At 59.2% G+C, this 20,387-nt stretch carries 19 protein-coding genes; 16 read left to right on the forward strand and 3 right to left on the reverse strand.

What is annotated here, in order from left to right:
* The first annotated feature begins 1 nt into the window (after window position 1).
* Window positions 2–772, forward strand: coding sequence for an electron transfer flavoprotein subunit beta (gene etfB, locus ACSAMW_RS16705; protein ID WP_500591242.1), 771 nt, complete (start codon window positions 2–4; stop codon window positions 770–772).
* Window positions 773–987: 215 nt separating this feature from the next.
* On the opposite strand, the gene ACSAMW_RS16710 is transcribed toward etfB, so the two are convergent.
* Window positions 988–3,057, reverse strand: coding sequence for a TonB-dependent siderophore receptor (locus ACSAMW_RS16710; protein ID WP_500594063.1), 2,070 nt, complete (start codon window positions 3,055–3,057; stop codon window positions 988–990).
* A 201-nt stretch (window positions 3,058–3,258) separates the two neighbouring features.
* On the opposite strand from ACSAMW_RS16710, the gene ACSAMW_RS16715 reads away from it, so the two are divergent.
* A complete protein-coding gene (locus tag ACSAMW_RS16715; protein ID WP_500591243.1) occupies window positions 3,259–3,960 on the forward strand; it encodes an RHS repeat-associated core domain-containing protein in 702 nt (233 codons plus the stop codon).
* Between the two features lie 177 nt (window positions 3,961–4,137).
* The gene (locus ACSAMW_RS16720; protein WP_500591244.1) at window positions 4,138–4,341 is read left to right on the forward strand and encodes a hypothetical protein; all 204 of its coding nucleotides are present in this window, start codon (window positions 4,138–4,140) and stop codon (window positions 4,339–4,341) included.
* Here the strand turns inward: ACSAMW_RS16720 and gbca are convergent.
* Window positions 4,332–5,627 carry a glycine betaine monooxygenase oxygenase subunit gene (gene gbca, locus ACSAMW_RS16725; RefSeq protein WP_500591245.1) on the reverse strand — a complete coding sequence of 432 codons (1,296 nt, stop codon included), beginning with the start codon at window positions 5,625–5,627 and terminating at the stop codon, window positions 4,332–4,334. The genes ACSAMW_RS16720 and gbca overlap by 10 nt on opposite strands.
* A gap of 301 nt (window positions 5,628–5,928) precedes the next feature.
* Between gbca and gbcB the strand changes: the two genes are divergently transcribed.
* The 4 genes from gbcB (at window position 5,929) to ACSAMW_RS16745 (ending at window position 8,445) form a co-directional block, all read left to right on the forward strand.
* Window positions 5,929–7,029, forward strand: a complete 1,101-nt coding sequence (gene gbcB, locus ACSAMW_RS16730) for a glycine betaine monooxygenase reductase subunit (protein WP_500591246.1) — start codon at window positions 5,929–5,931, stop codon at window positions 7,027–7,029.
* 98 nt (window positions 7,030–7,127) lie between these two features.
* Window positions 7,128–7,715, forward strand: coding sequence for an RHS repeat-associated core domain-containing protein (locus ACSAMW_RS16735; protein ID WP_500594064.1), 588 nt, complete (start codon window positions 7,128–7,130; stop codon window positions 7,713–7,715).
* Window positions 7,716–7,915: 200 nt separating this feature from the next.
* Window positions 7,916–8,146, forward strand: a complete 231-nt coding sequence (locus ACSAMW_RS16740; protein WP_500591247.1) for a hypothetical protein — start codon at window positions 7,916–7,918, stop codon at window positions 8,144–8,146.
* Window positions 8,143–8,445, forward strand: a complete 303-nt coding sequence (locus tag ACSAMW_RS16745; RefSeq protein ID WP_500591248.1) for a cell division protein ZapA — start codon at window positions 8,143–8,145, stop codon at window positions 8,443–8,445. Before ACSAMW_RS16740 ends, ACSAMW_RS16745 begins: the two co-directional genes overlap by 4 nt.
* Before the next feature lie 66 nt (window positions 8,446–8,511).
* On the opposite strand, the gene ACSAMW_RS16750 is transcribed toward ACSAMW_RS16745, so the two are convergent.
* Window positions 8,512–9,555 carry a threonine aldolase family protein gene (locus tag ACSAMW_RS16750; RefSeq protein WP_500591249.1) on the reverse strand — a complete coding sequence of 348 codons (1,044 nt, stop codon included), beginning with the start codon at window positions 9,553–9,555 and terminating at the stop codon, window positions 8,512–8,514.
* A 411-nt stretch (window positions 9,556–9,966) separates the two neighbouring features.
* On the opposite strand from ACSAMW_RS16750, the gene ACSAMW_RS16755 reads away from it, so the two are divergent.
* The 9 genes from ACSAMW_RS16755 (at window position 9,967) to purU (ending at window position 20,372) form a co-directional block, all read left to right on the forward strand.
* Window positions 9,967–10,233 (forward strand): XRE family transcriptional regulator, encoded by a 267-nt coding sequence (locus tag ACSAMW_RS16755; RefSeq protein ID WP_500591250.1) that lies wholly within the window; start codon window positions 9,967–9,969, stop codon window positions 10,231–10,233.
* Window positions 10,234–10,281: 48 nt separating this feature from the next.
* Window positions 10,282–11,604, forward strand: a complete 1,323-nt coding sequence (locus ACSAMW_RS16760) for a hypothetical protein (RefSeq protein WP_500591251.1) — start codon at window positions 10,282–10,284, stop codon at window positions 11,602–11,604.
* Window positions 11,601–12,791: an MFS transporter gene (locus ACSAMW_RS16765; protein ID WP_500591252.1), complete on the forward strand. Its 1,191-nt coding sequence runs from the start codon at window positions 11,601–11,603 to the stop codon at window positions 12,789–12,791. Before ACSAMW_RS16760 ends, ACSAMW_RS16765 begins: the two co-directional genes overlap by 4 nt.
* Before the next feature lie 117 nt (window positions 12,792–12,908).
* Window positions 12,909–14,162, forward strand: a complete 1,254-nt coding sequence (glyA, locus tag ACSAMW_RS16770) for a serine hydroxymethyltransferase (RefSeq protein WP_500591253.1) — start codon at window positions 12,909–12,911, stop codon at window positions 14,160–14,162.
* A gap of 15 nt (window positions 14,163–14,177) precedes the next feature.
* Window positions 14,178–15,428 carry a sarcosine oxidase subunit beta gene (locus tag ACSAMW_RS16775; protein WP_500591254.1) on the forward strand — a complete coding sequence of 417 codons (1,251 nt, stop codon included), beginning with the start codon at window positions 14,178–14,180 and terminating at the stop codon, window positions 15,426–15,428.
* Between the two features lie 15 nt (window positions 15,429–15,443).
* Window positions 15,444–15,743: a sarcosine oxidase subunit delta gene (locus tag ACSAMW_RS16780; RefSeq protein ID WP_168085451.1), complete on the forward strand. Its 300-nt coding sequence runs from the start codon at window positions 15,444–15,446 to the stop codon at window positions 15,741–15,743.
* Window positions 15,740–18,757, forward strand: a complete 3,018-nt coding sequence (locus ACSAMW_RS16785; RefSeq protein WP_500591255.1) for a sarcosine oxidase subunit alpha — start codon at window positions 15,740–15,742, stop codon at window positions 18,755–18,757. Before ACSAMW_RS16780 ends, ACSAMW_RS16785 begins: the two co-directional genes overlap by 4 nt.
* Before the next feature lie 39 nt (window positions 18,758–18,796).
* Entirely contained in the window at window positions 18,797–19,429 is a 633-nt protein-coding gene (locus tag ACSAMW_RS16790) for a sarcosine oxidase subunit gamma (RefSeq protein ID WP_500591256.1), read from the forward strand.
* A gap of 85 nt (window positions 19,430–19,514) precedes the next feature.
* Window positions 19,515–20,372, forward strand: a complete 858-nt coding sequence (purU, locus tag ACSAMW_RS16795) for a formyltetrahydrofolate deformylase (protein WP_500591257.1) — start codon at window positions 19,515–19,517, stop codon at window positions 20,370–20,372.
* Window positions 20,373–20,387 lie beyond the last annotated feature (15 nt).

The following is a 20,387-nucleotide window of genomic DNA, read 5'->3' on the forward strand; positions in this document are numbered from 1 at the left end:
GATGAAGAACAACGTTGTGACCTTGGTGTCCGTGGGCGCCCACCCTACCTCAGGCCGGGCCCGCCGTGCCGAACAGGATGCCCGCGCTGTGGAACTGGGCCTGCGCCTGGCCGGTACAGACCTCCAGGTGTTGCATGCCGGCGATATAAATGAGCCTGCGCTACGGGACTACCTGGGTATGGGCTTGCCGGGCTTGCAGGTACTGGAGCAACCGATTGGCACCGATGCCTTGCCCGGGCTTGTGGCGTACTTGCGTGATGCAGGGGTGCACTTGGTGCTCACCGGTAGCCAGGCAGAAACAGGCGAGGGCAGCGGTATGCTGCCGTATCTGCTCGGGGAGCAGTTGGGCTGGCCTGTGGTAGTGGGCCTGGCAGAGGTCGAGCGTATAGAGAACGGTATCGCCCATGTGCTTCAGGCACTGCCCCGGGGCCAACGGCGGCGGTTGAGCGTACGCCTACCTGCGCTGGCGACCGTGGACAGCGCTGCGCCCAAGGCTCGGCAAAGTGCGTATGGGCCGTCGCAACGCGGTGCACTGCAAGCGCACGAGGTTGAGGTGGTGGCCGATGAGTGGCTGGACACCGCCCAGATGCAGCCTGCCCGCCCGCGCCCCAAACGCCTGAAAGTGATCAAGGCCAAAAGCGGTGCCGATCGCATGAAGGCCGCCACCGCCAAAGCCAGCGGCGGCGGCGGCAAAGTGCTTAAAGGGGTAACAGCGGAGGAGGGCGCAGAGGCTATTCTTAGGTTGCTGGTTGAAGAGGGTGTAGTGCGCTAGGCTTTGTACGAAAAGTGGCTGCACTCGGCCATGCTGTGTCAAAAGCCAGCTGGATTGCCAGCCCAGTCGGAATGCTCATTTACAGCCAGTAAACCCGAATGCGGGCCCAGTCCGCTTCCTCGCTGGCTTTTTCCTTGCCTGCGCGGCCCGGCCTGACCTTCGTTCGCCGACTCTTCGTACAAGCCCTAGCACCCTCCACCCTCGCGATTGCCTCGTTAAAACGTCACGCTTGCCGTAAGCCTGGCCGTGCGTGGCTCACCTACGTTTACCTGCAGCTCTCCACTGCCCGTACTGGACGGGTAATACTGTTTGTTGAGCAGGTTATCCACGTTCAACTGGAGCCGCGTCTTGTAGCCGCCCGTAGGCAGGTCCCAGCGCAGGAAGGCGTCGGCCACGGTATAGCTGCTCATCCAGAACGTATTAGCATTGTCTGCGGCGCGCGCTCCTACGTACCGGGCACCTGCGCCCGCATGCCATTGCCCAATGGCCTCCGGCACTGCCAAATGGTGGCTCAGGTACAGGCTGGCCGTGTGCTTGGGCGCATTGTTCAAGCGGTGACCTTCATTATCAGGGTCCTCGAGGATTTCCGTATGGGTATAGGCATAGGTGCCGATCACATCCCAGCGCGGGGCCAGGCGCCCGGTTATGTCCAGTTCAAGCCCGCGTGAGCCCACCTTGCCAGCGGCTTCAGGTTCGCCGAAGGGGTTGTTAGTCACCACATTGGTTTTTTCGATGTCGAACAACGCCAGGTTAACGTTCAAGGCGTCCGAAGGCGTGTACTTGGCGCCCACTTCGTAGCTACGGCCTTCTTCAGGGTCAAAGGTCTTTCCGTTTTCGCTCACCGTGTCATTGGGTACAAAGGAGCGGCTGTAGTTGCCATACAGCGCCCAGGCGTCGCTTGGTTGATACACCAGCCCTGCAAAGGGAATGAAGGCTTCGCCGTTGTCGTCGCGGTTGATGACACGCTTTACCAAACCTTGATCGCTGTATTGATCGTAGTGCTGCTGGCGAGCACCGAACACAGCGATCCAGCGGTCGTTAAGGTGCCAGTTGTCTTTGAAGTACACCGAGGTGGAGGTCAGTTGATTGCGCAGGTTGCTGGTGGTTGGGCTGATGTTGCTAGGTTCGCCCAAGCTGCCATAGATCGGGTTATAGAGACTAAAGCCTTTGACCGCCGTGTTGCGGTAGGTCTTGCCACGGTACTTGTCACTGGCTTCGTTATCGATACCCAACAGCAGGTCATGGCGTTGACCGAACAATTGTTGCTCGCCGATAAAGTCCAGGCTGGCGTAACGGGTTTCGTAGTCGTAGTGGCCGCCGTTTGCTTGTCGGGTAAGGCTGCCATTAACCAGTGCAGTGGGCTGGGCGATCGCCAGGCTGTACCGGTCGTTATTCCAGCCATAGGTCGCCCGGGCTTTCCAGTCATTGCTCAGCTGGTATTCAAAGCGGGCCTGGGCGGTCTCGGTAATGCCAACCGTTTTCGCCCACCGCTCATCCAGCCGCTTGTTGTAACTCACATCGGCAGGGTGGCCATTGACGAAGACCGTGCCCCGGTCGAAGGGGCTGCTGTAGTCGTTGTACTCATACGACAGCGTAAGGCTAGCCCGGTCGCCGGTCCAGCTCAGCGAAGGAGCAACCAAGGTATGGTCGTTGGTGCCGTAGTTGCGCCAGTAGTCTTCATGGCCACGCTCGGCGATCAGCCGGTAGGCCAAGCCGGTTTCTCCCAAGGGGCCGGTGGTGTCTACGCCAAAGCTGCCGCCACCTTCACTGTAGGCTGAGCCAGTTACTGTAGTGCTTTGCAGGTACTGCGGCTGTTTGCTGATGATGTTGATCAGCCCACCGGGGTCGAGGGCGCCGTATAGCAATGACGCCGGGCCTTTGAGCACTTCTACGTGGTCTGTAGTGGCACCCAGGTTGTGGCCGATGACCGAGCGTACGCCATCACGCAGAATCGAACCGTCGTCGTTGGTCCCGAACCCTCGTTTGATCAGCGCATCCTTGGTATTGCCTAGGGTGTTGCCCTGAGACACACCACTGACGAACTTCATGGCATCGTCCAGTGACGTGACGCTGTAATCCTGCAGCGTTTGTTGGGTCACCACATTCACGCTTTGCGCTTCATCTCGCACAGGCACCTCGGACTTACTGGCGGTGCTGGCCTGGTTGCGCGTGTAACCTTCAGGCTGCGCAACAACGCTGTCCTGAACCTCAGTAGTGCCTAACTCGACCATGGCAGCATCTGCCAGGGCTAGCGTTGAAAAGGGTAAAGCGCAGAGGGCCAGCATCGATTTGTTGGAAAGAAGGTACATGAACGGAGCGTGCTCGAACGAGTATGGGAAATGAGAACGATTCTAATTTTAATCGGGCCGATAGACTAGCTAAATCAGTGCATGCACAGCGCGCAGCGACCGGCTACCTGGCAAACGGATAGCTTGTGCCGTGCCATGGTGTTTCCTAGGCTAGGAGCTAAATGCCAGGGAACCTCTATGACAGCCATGCTGGTAAGTACTTCGCTTAGCGGAAGCGTGCATGCACGGCTTTTTGCTCGAATGACGCAACGGGTGGCGTACCAGCCCTTCGGCTGGTCACAGGCAGCCAGCCGAGGCTGCCTGGGGTTTGCCGGGCAGCGGCAAGAGCTAGGCGGGGCTTTGTACCTGCCAGGCAACGGTTACCGTGGTTATTCGCCTGTGTTGGGGCAGTTTCTTCAGCCGGACGGCGACAGCCCTTTCCTGCAAGGCGGCGTGCATACTTACGCCTATTGCGCCGCGGACCCTATCAACCGCGCTGACTACAACGGCAGAAGCTTCACACCCTTGGTGATTGCCGGCCTCGTAAGTGGCGTGGCGACCTCAGCCCTGCACATGGCCAACCTAGGCAGCAGAAGTGCCAAGGCCACACCGGCCGCCATGACAACGGGTCTTCGCCTGGCCCTCCTTGCAAGCCTGGCCTCTGTGGTCTCCAGTGTGGTGGCCGGCACACAGCCTGATGACCAGCGTACTCAGGCGGCCTTGGGCTGGACAAGCATCGGCCTGGGGGTGGTGTCGGTAGCGTTGAGAATGTCTATTTTTGTACCCAGCTTGCGCCGGGCCGGCGTCAGAAAGGCAATTGGTCGCATAACTGGTTTGCACACCAATGCCGTGTCGCGCAAACAGCACTCATGGGCCTGGAGGGTAAATGTCGCTCGTTAAACGTTCCGCCTGGTCGCTAGAGGCCTGTGACATTGCAAGCACCGTGCTATACCACGCCGGGCAGCGCCAGAGTTATGGTCCTTTCGGCGAAGGCCAGGCTTATGGGGCAGCCGGGTATACGGGCCAGTACCCACGAACCCCCCTTCAAAGCTGGTGATAGCCGTAGATACAGTGCTGATGACTGGAAGTACCGTCGCCTGGAGTGTGAGCCTGACCAGTGACAACCAGGCGGCTCAGATCGCCAGCCTTACTGCCACCCTGCTCACCACGGCAGGCCGTGGTGCGCTGGCTGTACAGTGGGGGCGTCAGGCCAGGCACCGGCTGCCTCGGGCGTCGCTTGAAATGACTGGCTTTTCATCAACCCAGGTCGATTACTCGTGAACGGCCACACCCTTAAGGTACGGTGCCGGCGCTGCTCCCAGGTTGCTGAGCATGCGTTCACTGTACCAGTCGATGAAGTTCACCACGCCAAACTCGTAGGTTTTCGAGTAGGGGCCGGGCTGGTAAGCCGTCGAGTTGATCCCACGCTGGTTCTCTTCAGCCAGTTGGCGGTCTTGGTCATTGGTGGCATCCCACACCTGGCGTAACCGCGCCGGATCGTAATCCACGCCTTCCACGGCATCCTTGTGCACCAGCCACTTGGTGATCACGATGCTTTCCTGAGCACTGATCGGCCACACCGTGAATACAATCACATGGTCGCCCATGCAATGGTTCCAGGAATGGGGCAAGTGCAGGATGCGCATGGAGCCCAGGTCCGGGTTCTGGATGCGGCCCATCAGTTTGCTGCAGCCGGGCTTGCCGTCCATGGTCATGGACACGGTGCCCTTGAGCAGCGGCATGCGCACGATGCGGTTGCGCAAACCGAAGCTGGCGTGCAGGTAAGGAATTTTCTCGGCGTCCCAGGCGGCAGCCGACTGCGCCACATGGTCCTTGAACGCTTGGTCTGCGCGCGGGTCGTTGGTGTCGTCCCATTCCAGCAGGGTATTCAGCAACTCCGGGTGTGAGCCGTTGCAGTGGTAGCACTCGCGGTTGTTCTCAAGCACCAGCTTCCAGTTGGCTTTCTCGCGCAAGGTGGTTTGTACCGCCACCTTGGTGTTCTCCATGTCGTAGGGCTCCATGTAATGGGCCAGCGTATGGAGAAATTCGTCGATGGCCGGCGGGTTTTGGGCCAGGCTGATGAAGATGTAGCCACCCGCGTTCTTCACGTGCACGGGCTTGAGGCCGTAATCCTTCATGTCGAAATCGGCCCCCATTTCCGTGCCGGCAAACAACAGGCGGCCATCAAGCTCGTAGGTCCACTTGTGGTAGGGGCATACCAGTTTGGCGACCTTGCCTTTTTCAGCCGTACACAGGCGTGACCCACGGTGGCGGCAAACGTTATGGAACGCGTGAATGGCGTTGTCGGCACCCCGGATCACGATCACTGGGTTCTTGCCGATTTCCACCGTCAGGTAATTGCCTTTTTTCGGAATCTCGCAGGTCATGCCGGCGATCAGCCATTCCTTGTGGAAAATCTCCTGCATGTCGATCTCGTGCAGGCGCTCGTCCGTGTAGAACGGCTGAGGCAGCGAGAAGGTACGCTCGCGGGTCTGCAACATATGGGCGGTAGCGTTACGCGCGGGCTCCAGGGGGTCGCCAAGGCTCAGGTTCTGGGAGACATCCATTGTGTAATCCTCGGGGCCGGCGCGCCGGCGAACAGGGCTATAGAAGGGGCGCGGATCGCGCGTCACGGTACTGGTACGACATTGAATGAAGTCGCAACCTTTATGCCGCGAGTGTGAGGGCGGCCCGCCACTGAACCTTATCCATGGGCGACATGGCCGCATCCGTTCCCGACGAGCAAAGCCTGTGCTGGCAAGGCTGGTCGCCATAAGCATGCCGATGTCGCGAACAGGAAAGAGCGACCAGCGGGCGCCACGCAGAATCACACCCATAACGCCGATGGTCGGCTGCGGAGTGACCTGCATGTCCAATAATTTCCTGAGCCCTGTTACCACCCAGACCTGGGCCAACGGCCGGCACGTGGTGCGCTGTGTAAAGGTGATTCAGGAAACCTGGGATGTACGCACCTTCTGCTTCATGGCCGACCAGCCCGTCATGTTCTTTTTCAAGCCAGGGCAGTTCGTCACCCTGGAGCTGGAAATCGAAGGCTTGCCGGTCATGCGGTCCTACACCATTTCCAGTTCGCCTTCGGTGCCCTACAGCTTTTCCATCACCATCAAGCGGGTCCCGGGCGGGCGAGTATCCAACTGGCTGCATGACACCTTGCATGAAGGGCAGGAACTGGCAGTGCATGGCCCGGTAGGGTTGTTCAACGCCATCGACTTCCCCTCTACAAAGGTGCTGTACCTGAGCGGTGGTGTAGGTATCACACCTGTGATGTCCATGGCCCGTTGGTTCTACGATACCAATGCCAACGTGGACATGGTCTTCGTGCACAGCGCTCGGTCTCCCAAGGATGTCATCTACCAGCGTGAGCTGGAGCAGATGGCGGCGCGTATCCCTAACTTCGCGCTGCACGTCATTTGTGAAAAGCACGGCCTGGGTGAGCCTTGGGCCGGGTACCGGGGTTATCTGAACCGCCCCATGCTGGAGCTGATGGCGCCAGACTTCCTTGAGCGCGAGGTGTTCTGCTGTGGGCCTACACCGTACATGAGCGCAGTGAAGCGCCTGCTGGAACAGGCAGGCTTCGACATGGGGCGCTACCATGAGGAGTCGTTCGGGGCCACGCCACCTGAGGCCAAGGCTGATGCCGTGGAGCAGGCTGAACAGGCGGCCGATGCGCCCGAGGTGCCAGCCTCGGACCTGCACCAGGTCGAGTTCGTGGACACCGGCAAGAGTATCCGCGTGGCGCCAGGGGAAACCGTGCATGCTGCTGCTGCCAAATTGGGCCTTAACATTCCCAAGGCCTGCGGCATGGGTATTTGCGGCACCTGTAAAGTGCTCAAGCTCAGTGGCGAAGTGGAAATGGAGCACAACGGGGGGATCACTGAGGAAGACGAAGCCGAAGGCTATATCCTGTCGTGCTGCAGCGTCCCCAAGGGCGATGTGCGCATTGAGTACTAATTATCTGAAACCTGTCAGTTAGTGAGGTACCAGCGTTCTCGATGACGTGCTATTCAGATACAGCCTATCAATGCGGCTAGAGTTATGTCATGGCTACTATGTTAGCTACAGATTCACACAAGCACGTGCTTGGGGGCCTAGGTCACGTGCGACGCGCTTACTCCCCCTACGGCATGCATTGCAGCAATATAGGCATTCGCACGGCGTTCAACGGACAATTGAGCGAGCGATCCACGGGCCATTATGGACTGGGCAATGGCCAAAGGGTTTATCTGCCTCGCCTGGGGTGCTTCACTACGCCTGACCGCTTCAGCCCGTTTGATCGTGGGGGGCTTAGTGCTTACGCCTATTGCTTGGCAGACCCCATCAATCGGGCCGACCCAACAGGCCAATATAGTGTCTTCACCTTATTGAAAACTGTGGTTTGGCTAGGGAACCGTACCCTGACGCTGTTGGAAGGGGTAACGGGCCTTAAACGCGTAACTGAAGCTACGAAATGGGGCAGTCGTATTGGAGTCGTTGGGCGGTCACTGGGCGTTCCAGGTGCCGATGCGTTGATCACCATAAGCGCTGGGGTTGCGCTGACCATCAAAGCAGCCAAAGTAGGCAAAGGCCTTTTGACGCATGCGAGGACAGCAATACGCACAAGCCCAATAAGGCCCGCGCTCTTCGCTCATACGAGCTGACAGCCTTAGACCTTCTCTACCGTCTGTCCAATGTTGCGTTTTGTGGGGAACCGCACACTTTTATGCCAGTCCATGGCCCAACGCGAAGCGGCGGGCCTTTTTGTATTTTCATGCTCGTTCACACCTTCGCGCTGGCGAGACGCGCGCTTTTTTCTTATCGTACGCGTCCTTTATGTTCACCTCGTGTCGAGTACCTTTTTATGTTGGAAGCATCCCTGAATAAACTCGAAGCACTGGTTGGCGAACTGCTGGAGCAGAACCGCCAACTGGCTGAAAACAATGGTGCCCTGAATGCCGCCCTGGCTCAGGCGCGGGACGAAAACGACACCCTTCAAATCAGCCTCCTGGAGCAGGAAGAGCAGCACGGTGCCACCGCTGCGCGTATTCAGGCGCTGATTCAACGGGTCAGCCCTGAACCGGCTGGCGCATGAGCCAGAGCACGACGCGTGTAGTCGAGATTCTCGGCAATGACTACACACTGCGTGCCCCGGCCGATCAGGAACACACCTTGTTCGAGGCGGCCATGATGCTCAAGGCCAGCCTGGCTGATACCAAGAAGAAGTACCCTACATTGCTAGGGGATCGGTTGCTGGTGCTTACGGCCATGAACATCTGTTCGCAACTGCTGGAAGCACAGCGGGAGCATAAGCAGGCGCTGGCCCAGTACGAAAACCAGGTCAATGCAACGGTAAAGCAGATCGAGCGCACGGTAGGCAAGGCGTCAGACTAACCCCTGCACGACCAGGCGAAATCCGGGACGGCTACAGGCGCAAGCACAACTTGCGCCTGTAAATCGTCAATCGCTAACGCCCACCACGTTCCGAATCGCCTGTGCCAACTCTCTCACGCGCGCCTCGCTCGTATCCCACGAGCACATGAAACGGGCACCCCCACCAATAAAGGTGTAGAACCGCCAGCCTTGGCCCTGCAACGTAGCAATGGCAGCTGGGGGCATGTTGAGAAACACGCCATTGGCCTCCACCGGGAACATCAGGCTCACCTGGGGAATATCCGCAATCAGCTCAGCCAGTAAGCGTGCACACGCATTGGCGTGGCGTGCATGGCGCAACCAGGCATCGTTTTCCAGGAGGCCTACCCACGGTGCTGATAGAAACCGCATCTTGGAGGCCAGTTGCCCTGCCTGCTTGCAGCGGTAGTCGAAGTCTTCGGCCAATTCCCGGCGGAAGAACAAAATGGCTTCACCCACGGCCATACCGTTCTTGGTACCCCCGAAGCACAGCACGTCTACCCCCGATTTCCACGTCAGCTCTGCCGGTGTGCAGCCCAATGAGGCGCAGGCATTGGCGAAGCGAGCGCCATCCAGGTGCAGGTTCAACCCCAGCTCGCGGCAGGTGGCGCTGATCGCCTTAAGCTCATCCGGACGGTACAGGGTGCCGACTTCCGTGGCCTGGGTCAGGGTCACCACACGGGGTTTGGGGTAATGGATGTCCTGGCGCTTGAGCGCGATCTCCCGAATGGCCTCCGGCGTCAGCTTGCCGGCCTCGCTACGGGCCGTGAGCAACTTGGAGCCGTTGGAAAAAAACTCCGGCGCGCCGCATTCGTCGGTTTCCACGTGGGCCACGTCCGAGCAGATTACGCTGTGGTAACTCTGGCATAGGGCCGACAAGGCCAATGAGTTGGCCGCTGTGCCGTTGAAGGCAAAGAACACTTCACAGTCAGTTTCGAACAAGCGGCGGAAATGGTCGGCCGCACGCGCCGTCCACTCGTCATCACCATAGGCACGCTGATGGCCCTGGTTGGCCGCTTCCATCGCGGCCCACGCTTCCGGGCACACACCTGAGTAGTTGTCGCTGGCAAATTGTTGAGGCTGGGTGGTCATGGCATGTCCTGAGAGCCGTGGGCACTGTGGCACTGTAGCGAAGTTTTCGTTGGGGCTATAGGGGGTGTAGGAGGCTGGGTAGGGCGGGCAGGGATCTGGTCAGGGCCCCGCATGGATAGCCGTTTTGGGTGGGTTAGGCAGGTTTTATTGAGTTTTTGGGTGGTGAAGTTATTACAAGCTATTTCTAATTTAGTTGGGCTTGCGCGATTATCGGATACTGATAGTGATCTTTCAGAAATTTCTTTCAGATGCTTGGGAAAACTCCTCTAGACAATCTTGAAAGTACAGCTGCAGAACGAGATTTTCTATTTTTGGAAGTTTTTTTGTATTTGACGGAATAGCGGTTGGCGACAAATATGGAGAAGGCCGATACCGGCAGTTTAATCAAACGTTCTGTAGTGGAGAAAGCTCATGATCAAAGCATCTGAAGTAGCTGAGTTCTATGAAGTGAAGCCTGCAGTGACTGACAGCCAGGCTGTGCATCCCAACAGTTTCATAAGCATGATGGAGGCAGCAAAGGATACTGTTGCCGTCACTTATGACAGGCTTGCTTATCTTGCGGGTATCAAAGCTGCACCGTTGGAAGATCAATATCAGGCTCTCGATACGTCGAGCTTAAAATCGCTTTTGCAAAGCGCAAAGCAGGCAGGGTTTAGTGCTCAAGTAATAACTATCTAAGCAGTAGCCAGGCGCTGCAAAGCGCCTGGCCCTTATTGGAGATTGCCCATGTCCACGACCACTCAAGCGTTGAATTCAAAAATAAATATCGAAGGCTTACAGTGGATCGACCGTTGGCGTATAAGCAATGGCAGGCCTGGATCTTTCGTCGTGCCGTTTCCTACAACTCGGCCTGTGAATATTGTCACACATGGAGAAAAGCGGTTTGACTATGGGCAGTACGGCATTCACCTTGCTCAGCAAGACGTGCTTACGTTTTTGGGGGATTCGAGTCAGATAGTTCATGCCCGATTTATAGACTGCCGAAAAACGTCTACGACTTTTAGGGCCGCGCTGGAAATCGAATTTTCACCTTCTTCCAGTAGGACTTTGGTAATTCCTCCGGGAGTTGCTCATACTTTTAGCGGCCTCGAAGGCATTTCAACGCTTAATGCCTATTCGGTTTTTTTACCTCCAATAGAGAATATGTTGAAAGGCACGCTGGGCTGGACACCTGAAAATGACATTATAAATCTGCCGCTGAGTACAGATCCGGCAAGGGTTGAGGGCTTGATGCCTATGACTCAGCCTGCCTCCAATCGAGTATATTACCGGCTGGCGTCACTTCAGGCTTCTACATTGTCAGGAGGTAATGTTTCACATGCCGAGACTCGAAATTTTACCTTGGATACAGGCGAGCAGGTGAGGCTTATGCTTCAGCCGAAAACAGAGTCTTTAGCGGAGGCTACAGGCGTTCCTCGTTCTAAAATAAAAGGCGTAAGGTTTGAGCGGCATGGCGCGGTAAGAACAGGTGAGAATAGTTGGATAATACCTGTAGCAGGGCCTTCGCCTTTTTATATTGTTGATCATGGAGTCGAGCCTTACAATTTTGATTCATTTGGTGTCCATCTGGGGCAAGAAGACCATTTAACGTTTTTGGGGGAAAGTCGTCGAAACATAGGGCTTAAATTGGTAGATATGCGCCGTGGCTCTGAAACACTTCATTGCGAGGAATGGCATGAGTTTTCGTGTGATCCTCAAATGGAATTGGTCATTCCATGCGGTGTGGCGCATGCATTGTTCAATATGGAAAGCGTGTTTACTCTCAATAGGCCGGTTATCTATCTAGATGAGCTAGGTGCTTATGAGCCAGGTAAAGATGTAATAGATTGGCCATTAACTGACCAGAATTATCCGGTTTTCAATGTAAATAGACAGCCCGCCTCCTTGGATTACACAGAGAGACTGGTTGCTTTGCAAAGACAGGCCATGGCTGAAAAGGCTGCCGTCGAAACCCCAAAGGCTGTGATTGTTACTGACCAGGTCACAGGTAAACAGGTAAAGGTCGTTCTAACCCGTGCAGCGCCGGTAGTAGCGGCCTCTGCCTCATGAACCGAACCCTATCCACCCTATTACTTCTAGTTCTCACCGCCGACGCCCTGCTGGTGTTCCTGGTTCCGGTCATGGTCTACGCCTACACCTCAAGCCTGGCGTGGTCGGGCCTGGCCTATGCCATGGCGTGGCTTCCGCGCATCGTAGTCACGCCGCTGGTGGGGGCGTCCATCGATCGCTGGGGGGTGCGGCGGGTGTCCGTGGTGTCGGACCTGGTCAAGTTCGCGGGCTGCTTGTGTGTGATTCTGGTGTTGTGGGGCGAGCCCGCAGCGCTGACGGTAACGGTCGTCGGTGGCCTGCTGGGTGGGCTGGTGGCTATTGGCAGTGCGCAAAGCCTGATCGCCTACGAAAAAATGATCGCTCTGGTAAGCCGTGAGGTGGACCGGGATGTAAACATCCTGTGCCGTATCGATCAGTTGGCGATGGTTACAGGGCCCTTGATAGGCTTTGTCGGGTACTCCGCTGGCGCTGTCACCCTGTTGGCACTGGCGGCTGCCTTGTATGGCATAAATGCAGGTTGTTATCTGTTCAGTCGCGCCGTTCCACGTAATACCACTGGCAGCGAACACACTGCTGTAGTGCCTGCTGCTAAGCACCTGAAATTCATTTTGCTTACGCCCTTGCTGGCCAGTTCAGTGGTGCTGGCGGTCGGCAATAATGCGTTTGATGGGTTGGTGGAGGCGAGCGCGGTAACCCTGATCGACCGCGCCATGCAGCTGCCCATTCAATACTTTGCCTTTGTGGATATCTGCGCCGGCCTCTGCGGTGTGGCCGCTACGCTGTTGTACCCCAGGTTGTCATCGGCCATGCCGCCATTGCGGCTGTTTACCCTGGCAGCATTGGTCACTGCGGTCGCCAGCGGCTTGATGATCCTCTCTCAAGCCTACCTGTTGGGCTTTCTTGCCCTGTATGCCCTGAACATCGGCGGCGAGGTGTTCATGATCAATTTCTGCCGCAGCCTGCGCATTCAGGTTGTGCCAGTGGAGCGCCTGGCGAGCGTGTCCTCGCTGATGGTGCTGTTGAACCAGGCCGTGCTGCCGGTAGTGGGGCTAACGCTTTATCTGGTAGGCGAGCGCCCCTCTATGTTGGCCACCTTGATGGCCACGGCAATCGGTATCACGCTGCTAGGCGCTTGGCTGATTCGCTATCACACGCCTACCGAAATACCGAGCAACGCTATGTCGTAATTGCGCCGATGCGTGGCGCCCATGGGCATCTGGCAACACTGGCCGGGCCCTACCATCGCTCCCATGCCTTCAATAGGCGCACCGACAATAGGCGCCATCCGCGCTGGGAGATCCGCGATGTTCAGCAAGCAAGACCAGATCCAAGGCTATGACGACGTACTGCTGGCCGCGATGAACGCCGAGGAGCAGCGCCAGGAAGACCACATAGAGCTGATCGCCTCGGAAAACTACACCAGCAAGCGGGTGATGGAAGCGCAGGGCAGTGGCCTGACCAACAAGTACGCCGAAGGCTACCCAGGCAAGCGCTACTACGGCGGCTGCGAGTACGTGGACAAGGTAGAGCAGTTGGCCATCGACCGAGCCAAGGAACTGTTCGGTGCCGATTACGCCAACGTGCAGCCGCATTCCGGTTCTCAGGCCAATGCAGCGGTGTACCTGGCCTTGCTGGAAGCTGGCGACACGGTGCTGGGCATGAGCCTGGCACATGGGGGCCACCTGACCCACGGTGCCAAGGTCAGCTTCTCGGGCAAGCTGTACAACGCGGTGCAGTACGGCCTAGACACCGAAACCGGCCTGATCGACTACGACGAAGTCGAGCGCCTGGCCCTGGAATGCAAGCCCAAGATGCTGATCGCAGGCTTTTCGGCCTACTCCAAAACCCTCAACTTCGCGCGCTTCCGTGAAATCGCCGACAAAGTAGGCGCTTACCTGTTCGTGGATATGGCCCACGTGGCGGGGCTAGTGGCGGCAGGGCTGTACCCGAACCCATTGCCTTTTGCGGATGTGGTCACGACCACCACCCACAAAACCCTTCGCGGCCCACGCGGTGGCCTGATCCTGGCCCGCGCCAACGAAGCGCTGGAAAAGAAACTCAACTCGGCTGTGTTCCCTGGCGGCCAGGGCGGCCCTCTGATGCACGTGATTGCCGCCAAGGCCGTATGCTTCAAAGAGGCACTGGAGCCCGGCTTCAAGGCCTACCAGCAGCAGGTGATTGATAACGCCCAAGCCATGGCGGGCATTTTCATCGAGCGCGGCTACGATGTGATTTCCGGTGGCACCGACAACCACTTGTTCCTGGTAAGCCTGATTCGCCAGGGCCTGACGGGCAAAGCGGCGGATGCAGCCTTGGGCCGCGCCCACATCACCGTGAACAAGAACGCCGTGCCCAACGACCCGCAGTCGCCTTTCGTGACCTCGGGCTTGCGCATCGGCACCCCGGCGGTGACCAGCCGCGGCTTCAAGGTCGAACAATGCCAAACCTTGGCCAGCTGGATCTGCGACATCCTCGACAACCTCGGCGACGCTGATGTGGAGGCCAATGTGGCCACCCAAGTCAGTGCACTGTGCGCCGACTTCCCGGTTTACCGCTGAGCTGGAGTAACGATCATGCAGCGCTATTCAGGCTTCGGCCTTTTCAAGCACTCCCTCAGCCACCACGAAAACTGGCAGCGCATGTGGCGCACGCCTACACCCAAGCCTATGTACGACGTGATTATCGTGGGCGGCGGCGGCCATGGCCTGGCCACGGCGTACTACCTGGCCAAGGAACATGGCATCACCAATGTGGCCGTGGTTGAGAAAGGCTGGCTGGGCGGTGGCAACACCGCCCGCAACACCACCATCGTGCGTTCGAACTACCTGTGGGACGAATCGGCTCACCTGTACGAGCACGCCATGAAACTGTGGGAAGGCCTGTCCCAGGACCTGAACTACAACGTGATGTTCTCCCAGCGGGGCGTGTACAACCTGTGCCATACCCTGCAAGACATGCGCGACTCCGAACGCCGCGTGAGCGCCAACCGCCTCAATGGCGTTGATGGCGAGCTGCTGAATGCGCAGCAGGTGGCTGAAGAGATTCCCTACCTGGACTGCACCAAAAACACCCGTTACCCCATCATTGGCGCCACGGTTCAGCGCCGCGGTGGCGTGGCCCGGCATGACGCCGTGGCCTGGGGCTATGCACGGGCTGCGGATGCACTGGGCGTGGACCTGATCCAGCAAACCGAGGTGATTGGCTTCCGCAAGGAAAACGGCGTAGTGGTAGGGGTAGAAACCAACCGAGGCTTTATTGGCGGCAAGCGCGTGGGCGTGGTCACCGCCGGTAATTCCGGCCACATGGCCAGCCTGGCGGGCTTCCGCTTGCCTGTAGAGTCTCACCCCTTGCAGGCGCTGGTGTCTGAACCGCTCAAGCCTATTATCGACAGCGTAATCATGAGCAACGCCGTGCACGGCTACATCAGCCAGTCCGACAAGGGCGACCTGGTGATTGGTGCAGGTATCGACAGCTGGGTCGGCTACGGTCAGCGCGGCTCGTACCCTGTGATCGAACACACCTTGCAGGCCATCGTAGAAATGTTCCCGGTATTGTCCCGCGTGCGCATGAACCGCCAGTGGGGCGGCATTGTGGACACCACTCCGGATGCCTGCCCGATTATCAGCAAAACCCCGGTGCAGAACCTGTTCTTCAATTGCGGTTGGGGCACCGGTGGCTTCAAGGCTACACCGGGCTCGGGCAACGTGTTTGCGGCCAGCCTTGCCAAAGGCGAGATGCACCCCTTGGCCAAGCCGTTTTCCATCGAGCGCTTCCACAACGGCGCCCTTATCGACGAACACGGCGCTGCTGCCGTCGCCCACTGACCGGAGACCACCACCATGCTGTACATCTTCTGTCCGTACTGCGGCGAACACCGTTCCGAAGAGGAATACCAGGTCGCCGGCCAGGCGCATATTCCGCGCCCGCTGGACCCAGCAGCCTGCACCGATGAGCAATGGGGCGACTACATGTTCTTCCGCGACAACGTGCGCGGTATTCACCATGAGCTGTGGCTGCATGCCACCGGCTGCCGCCGCTACTTCAACATGAGCCGCAACACACTCACCTACGAAATTCTGGAAACCTATCCGATTGGCGCTACGCCACAATTCACTGCTGCGAAAGGGGAGCAGGTATGAGCCAGGTCAATCGCCTTTCCAGCGGCGGCCTTATCGACCGCAGCAAGCGCATCGAATTTACCTTCAACGGCCAGCGCTACACCGGTTTCGAAGGTGACACGCTGGCATCGGCCCTGCTCGCCAACGGCGTAGACGTGGTAGGGCGCAGCTTCAAGTACTCCCGGCCCCGCGGCATCGTGGCCGCCGGTGCCGAGGAGCCCAATGCCGTGCTGCAACAGGGCGCTACCGAAGCCACGCAAATTCCCAACGTTCGTGCCACCCAGCAGGCGCTGTACCCGAACCTGGTGGCTACCAGCACCAACGGCTGGCCCAACGTGAACAACGACCTGATGGGGATTCTGGGCAAGGTGGGCGGCAAGCTGATGCCGCCGGGCTTCTACTACAAAACATTCATGTACCCGCAGTCTTTCTGGATGACTTACGAAAAGTACATCCGCAAGGCCGCCGGGCTTGGGCGTTCACCTACCGAACTGGACCCGGACACCTACGACTGCATGAATCAGCACTGTGACGTGCTGGTAGTCGGCGCCGGCCCTGCTGGCCTGGCGGCTGCGCTGGCGGCCGCGCACAGTGGTGCACGGGTCATCCTTGCCGATGAACAGGAAGCCTTCGGCGGCAGTTTGCTGGACACTCGCGAAACCCTGGACGGCAAGCCCGCCGCTGAATGGGTCGCGTCGGTCGTGGCGGAGTTGGCCAGCTTGCCGAGCGTTACCCTGTTGCCGCGGGCCACGGTTAATGGTTACCACGACCATAACTTCCTTACGATCCACCAGCGCCTGACGGACCATTTGGGCGAGCGGGCGCCTATCGGCCAGGTGCGCCAACGTATGCACCGGGTACGCGCCGCACGCGTGGTGCTGGCCACTGGCACCCACGAGCGGCCGCTGGTGTACGGCAACAACGACTTGCCCGGCAACATGGTGGCCGGTGCCATCGCCACGTACGTGCGCCGCTATGGCGTGGCGCCTGGCAAGCAATTGGTGCTGGGTGTGAACAACGACCATGCCTACCGGGCCGCCCTGGACTGGGTAGACGCAGGCCTTCAGGTGGTCGCCATCGCTGATGCACGGCCCAACCCGCGCGGCATGCTGGTGGAAGAAGCGCGTGCCAAGGGCATACGCATCCTCACCGGCAGTGCTGTGATCGAAACACGGGGCACGCGCCGCGTGACCGGCGCGCGTATCGCGGCCATCGACGTGAAGGGTTTGAAAGTCAGCAGCCCAGGCGAATGGCTGGACTGCGATTTGGTAGGTACTTCGGGGGGCTACAGCCCTGTGGTGCACCTGGCATCGCACCTGGGCGGCAAGCCCGTCTGGCGGGAAGACATCCTGGGCTTCGTTCCAGGTGACGCGCCCCAGAAGCGCGTGTGCGTGGGCGGCGTCAATGGCGTGTACGGGTTGGGCGACGCCTTGGCCGATGGTTTCGAAGGTGGTGCCCGTGCAGCTGCTGAAGCAGGCTTCAAATTCGTCGAGGGCACGTTGCCCCGCACTGTTGCCCGCACCGATGAGCCTACCCTGGCGCTGTTCCAGGTGCCCCATGACAAATCCACGGCACGTGCGCCGAAGCAGTTCGTGGACCTGCAGAACGATGTGACGGCGGCGGCCATCGAACTGGCCACCCGTGAAGGTTTCGAGTCGGTTGAACACGTGAAACGCTACACCGCCCTGGGCTTCGGTACCGATCAGGGCAAGCTGGGCAACATCAATGGCTTGGCCATCGCTGCGCGCTCGCGGGGCATCTCCATCACCGACATGGGCACCACCATGTTCCGCCCTAACTACACGCCGGTAACCTTCGGCGCTGTAGCGGGGCGCAATTGTGGCCACCTGTTCGACGCCGTGCGCTTCACTGCGCTGCATGCCTGGCATGTGAAGCAAAAGGCCGAGTTTGAAGATGTAGGCCAGTGGAAGCGGCCCTGGTATTTCCCGCAGCGTGGCGAGGACCTGCACAGCGCCGTGGCCCGCGAATGCAAGGCGGTACGCGACAGCGTAGGCCTGCTGGATGCCTCCACCCTGGGCAAGATCGACATTCAAGGGCCGGATGCCCGCGAATTCCTGAACCGCGTCTATACCAACGCCTGGACCAAGCTGGATGTGGGCAAGGCCCGCTATGGCCTGATGTGCAAAGAAGACGGCATGGTCTTCGATGACGGTGTGACCGCCTGCCTGGCCGACAACCACTTCCTGATGACCACCACCACGGGCGGTGCGGCACGTGTGCTGCAATGGCTGGAGCTGTACCACCAGACCGAGTGGCCCGAGCTGAAAGTCTATTTCACCTCGGTCACCGACCACTGGGCCACACTGACCTTGTCTGGCCCTAATAGCCGCAAATTGCTCAGCCATATCACCGACATCAACCTGGACAAGGACGCGTTCCCGTTCATGACCTGGCAGGAAGGCAAGGTGGCTGGCGTGCCGGCACGTGTGTTCCGGATCTCCTTCACCGGCGAGCTTTCCTACGAGGTGAACATCCAGGCCAACTACGCCATGGGCGTGCTCGAAGCGATTGTGGAGGCGGGCAAGGCGTACAACCTTACGCCTTACGGCACCGAGACCATGCACGTGCTGCGGGCCGAAAAGGGCTTCATCATCGTAGGCCAGGACACCGACGCCTCCATGACCCCGGACGACCTGAACATGGGCTGGTGCGTGGGCCGTACCAAACCCTTCCCGTGGATCGGCTCGCGGGGCATAACCCGTGAAGACTGCGTGCGCGACGACCGCAAGCAACTGGTCGGCCTCAAGCCGGTCGACCCCAACCGCGTGCTGCCTGAAGGCGCGCAATTGGTACGCGACCCCAAGCAGCCCATCCCCATGGACATGGTGGGCCACGTGACTTCCAGCTATATGAGCCCCACCTTGGGCCGCTCCTTTGCCATGGCCGTGGTTAAAGGTGGCCTCAAGCGCATGGGCGAGAAGGTCTGGGCGCCCCTGGCGGATGGCAGTGCCATTGAAGCGGAAATCTGCAGCTCCGTGTTCGTGGACCCCAAAGGCGAGCGGCAGAACGTATGACCGGCAGCGGCACCCACGACTTTTTTGAAGGGCTTTGACATGACCACCGCCAACCTTTACCAGCAGCGCCCTGACGGCGCTGTGAAAGCCGAAACGCCGCTACACCATGCTGACCTGCCGAGCCAGGTCGGCAAGGGCAGGGCAGACGCAGGGGTGACCTTGCGCGAGAAAAAACTGCTGGGCCACCTTACCGTGCGTGGCGACGCCGCCAACCCGGCCTTTGCCGGTGGCGTGCACAAGGCACTGGGGCTGGAGCTGCCCGCTGCCCTTGCCGTAACCGGCAAGGGCGACAGCACCCTGCAATGGATGGGGCCGGACGAGTGGCTGTTCATTTGCCCAGGCGGTGAGGAGTTCGCGGCCGAGCAGCGTTTGCATGAGGCCTTGAATGGCCAGCATGTGCAGGTCGTGAATGTGAGCGGTGGGCAAACGGTGCTCGAATTGACCGGCCCTAACGTACGCGACGTGCTGATGAAGTCCACCAGCTATGACGTGCACCCCGACAACTTCCCGGTGGGTAAGGGTGTGGGGACGGTGTTCGCCAAATCCCAGCTGATCATTCGGCGTATGGGGGAGAGCACATGGGAACTGGTCATACGCCGCAGCTTTGCCGACTATTGGTGGATGTGGCTGCAGGACGCCAGCGCTGAGTACGGGTTGGCCGTAGTGGATTAAAGGTGTCTTGTTGTGAGAGCGCGCAAAGCGCGCAAACACGCTTTGATTGGCACTGAAGGTTCGATTGACACTGACGGAGAGCCTCATGGCCCGCGCCCCTGATACCTGGATTCTTGCTGCCGATTGCCCCAGCCGGCTTGGCACGGTGGATGCGGTGACCCGCTACCTGCACGAGCAGGGTTGCTACGTGACCGAGCACCATTCCTTCGACGACCGCCTCTCAGCACGTTTCTTCATTCGTGTGGAATTCCGCCAACCTGAGGGGTTCGATGAGCAAGGTTTCCGTGCCGGCCTGGGTGAGCGGGTGCGTGAGTTTGGCATGCGCTTCGAACTTACCGCGCCACAGTACCGGCCTAAGGTAGTGATTATGGTCTCCAAGGCCGACCACTGCCTGAACGACTTGCTGTACCGCCAACGCATCGGCCAACTGCCCATGGACGTGACTGCCGTCATCTCCAACCACCCGGACCTGGAGCCGCTGGCACGCTGGCACGGCATCGCCTATCACCATTTTCCATTGGCCCCCCACGACAAGCCGGCCCAGGAGCGCCAGGTCATGGAAGTGGTCGAGGCTACCGGTGCCGAACTGGTGATCCTTGCCCGCTATATGCAGGTCCTGTCCCCCGAACTGTGCCGCCGCCTGGATGGCTGGGCCATCAACATCCACCACTCGCTGCTGCCCGGTTTCAAAGGGGCCAAGCCTTATCACCAGGCCTACAACAAGGGTGTGAAGCTGGTGGGCGCCACGGCGCACTACATCAACAACGACCTGGACGAAGGCCCGATCATCGCCCAAGGCGTGGAAGTGGTGGACCACGCGCACTACCCCGAAGACCTGGTCGCCAAAGGCCGAGATATCGAATGCCTTACCCTGGCCAAGGCGGTGGGCTACCACATTGAGCGGCGGGTGTTCCTGAACGCCAACCGCACCGTTGTGCTGTAACAGAAGCTCGTCGGT

The organism is Pseudomonas sp. AB39(2026), from assembly GCF_059831485.1.

Excerpts from the sequence above, each read along its gene's own strand:
- ACSAMW_RS16775 (WP_500591254.1), top strand. The coding sequence starts at position 14,178 with ATGCAGCGCTATTCAGGCTTCGGCCTTTTCAAGCACTCCCTCAGCCAC.
- ACSAMW_RS16755 (WP_500591250.1), top strand. The coding sequence starts at position 9,967 with ATGATCAAAGCATCTGAAGTAGCTGAGTTCTATGAAGTGAAGCCTGCA.
- ACSAMW_RS16710 (WP_500594063.1), bottom strand. The coding sequence starts at position 3,057 with ATGCTGGCCCTCTGCGCTTTACCCTTTTCAACGCTAGCCCTGGCAGAT.
- ACSAMW_RS16750 (WP_500591249.1), bottom strand. The coding sequence starts at position 9,555 with ATGACCACCCAGCCTCAACAATTTGCCAGCGACAACTACTCAGGTGTG.
- ACSAMW_RS16740 (WP_500591247.1), top strand. The coding sequence starts at position 7,916 with ATGTTGGAAGCATCCCTGAATAAACTCGAAGCACTGGTTGGCGAACTG.
- glyA (WP_500591253.1), top strand. The coding sequence starts at position 12,909 with ATGTTCAGCAAGCAAGACCAGATCCAAGGCTATGACGACGTACTGCTG.
- ACSAMW_RS16720 (WP_500591244.1), top strand. The coding sequence starts at position 4,138 with ATGACTGGAAGTACCGTCGCCTGGAGTGTGAGCCTGACCAGTGACAAC.
- ACSAMW_RS16785 (WP_500591255.1), top strand. The coding sequence starts at position 15,740 with ATGAGCCAGGTCAATCGCCTTTCCAGCGGCGGCCTTATCGACCGCAGC.
- ACSAMW_RS16790 (WP_500591256.1), top strand. The coding sequence starts at position 18,797 with ATGACCACCGCCAACCTTTACCAGCAGCGCCCTGACGGCGCTGTGAAA.
- ACSAMW_RS16760 (WP_500591251.1), top strand. The coding sequence starts at position 10,282 with ATGTCCACGACCACTCAAGCGTTGAATTCAAAAATAAATATCGAAGGC.
- gbca (WP_500591245.1), bottom strand. The coding sequence starts at position 5,627 with ATGGATGTCTCCCAGAACCTGAGCCTTGGCGACCCCCTGGAGCCCGCG.
- ACSAMW_RS16715 (WP_500591243.1), top strand. The coding sequence starts at position 3,259 with ATGACAGCCATGCTGGTAAGTACTTCGCTTAGCGGAAGCGTGCATGCA.
- ACSAMW_RS16780 (WP_168085451.1), top strand. The coding sequence starts at position 15,444 with ATGCTGTACATCTTCTGTCCGTACTGCGGCGAACACCGTTCCGAAGAG.
- ACSAMW_RS16765 (WP_500591252.1), top strand. The coding sequence starts at position 11,601 with ATGAACCGAACCCTATCCACCCTATTACTTCTAGTTCTCACCGCCGAC.
- ACSAMW_RS16745 (WP_500591248.1), top strand. The coding sequence starts at position 8,143 with ATGAGCCAGAGCACGACGCGTGTAGTCGAGATTCTCGGCAATGACTAC.
- gbcB (WP_500591246.1), top strand. The coding sequence starts at position 5,929 with ATGTCCAATAATTTCCTGAGCCCTGTTACCACCCAGACCTGGGCCAAC.
- purU (WP_500591257.1), top strand. The coding sequence starts at position 19,515 with ATGGCCCGCGCCCCTGATACCTGGATTCTTGCTGCCGATTGCCCCAGC.
- ACSAMW_RS16735 (WP_500594064.1), top strand. The coding sequence starts at position 7,128 with ATGTTAGCTACAGATTCACACAAGCACGTGCTTGGGGGCCTAGGTCAC.
- etfB (WP_500591242.1), top strand. The coding sequence starts at position 2 with ATGAAGAACAACGTTGTGACCTTGGTGTCCGTGGGCGCCCACCCTACC.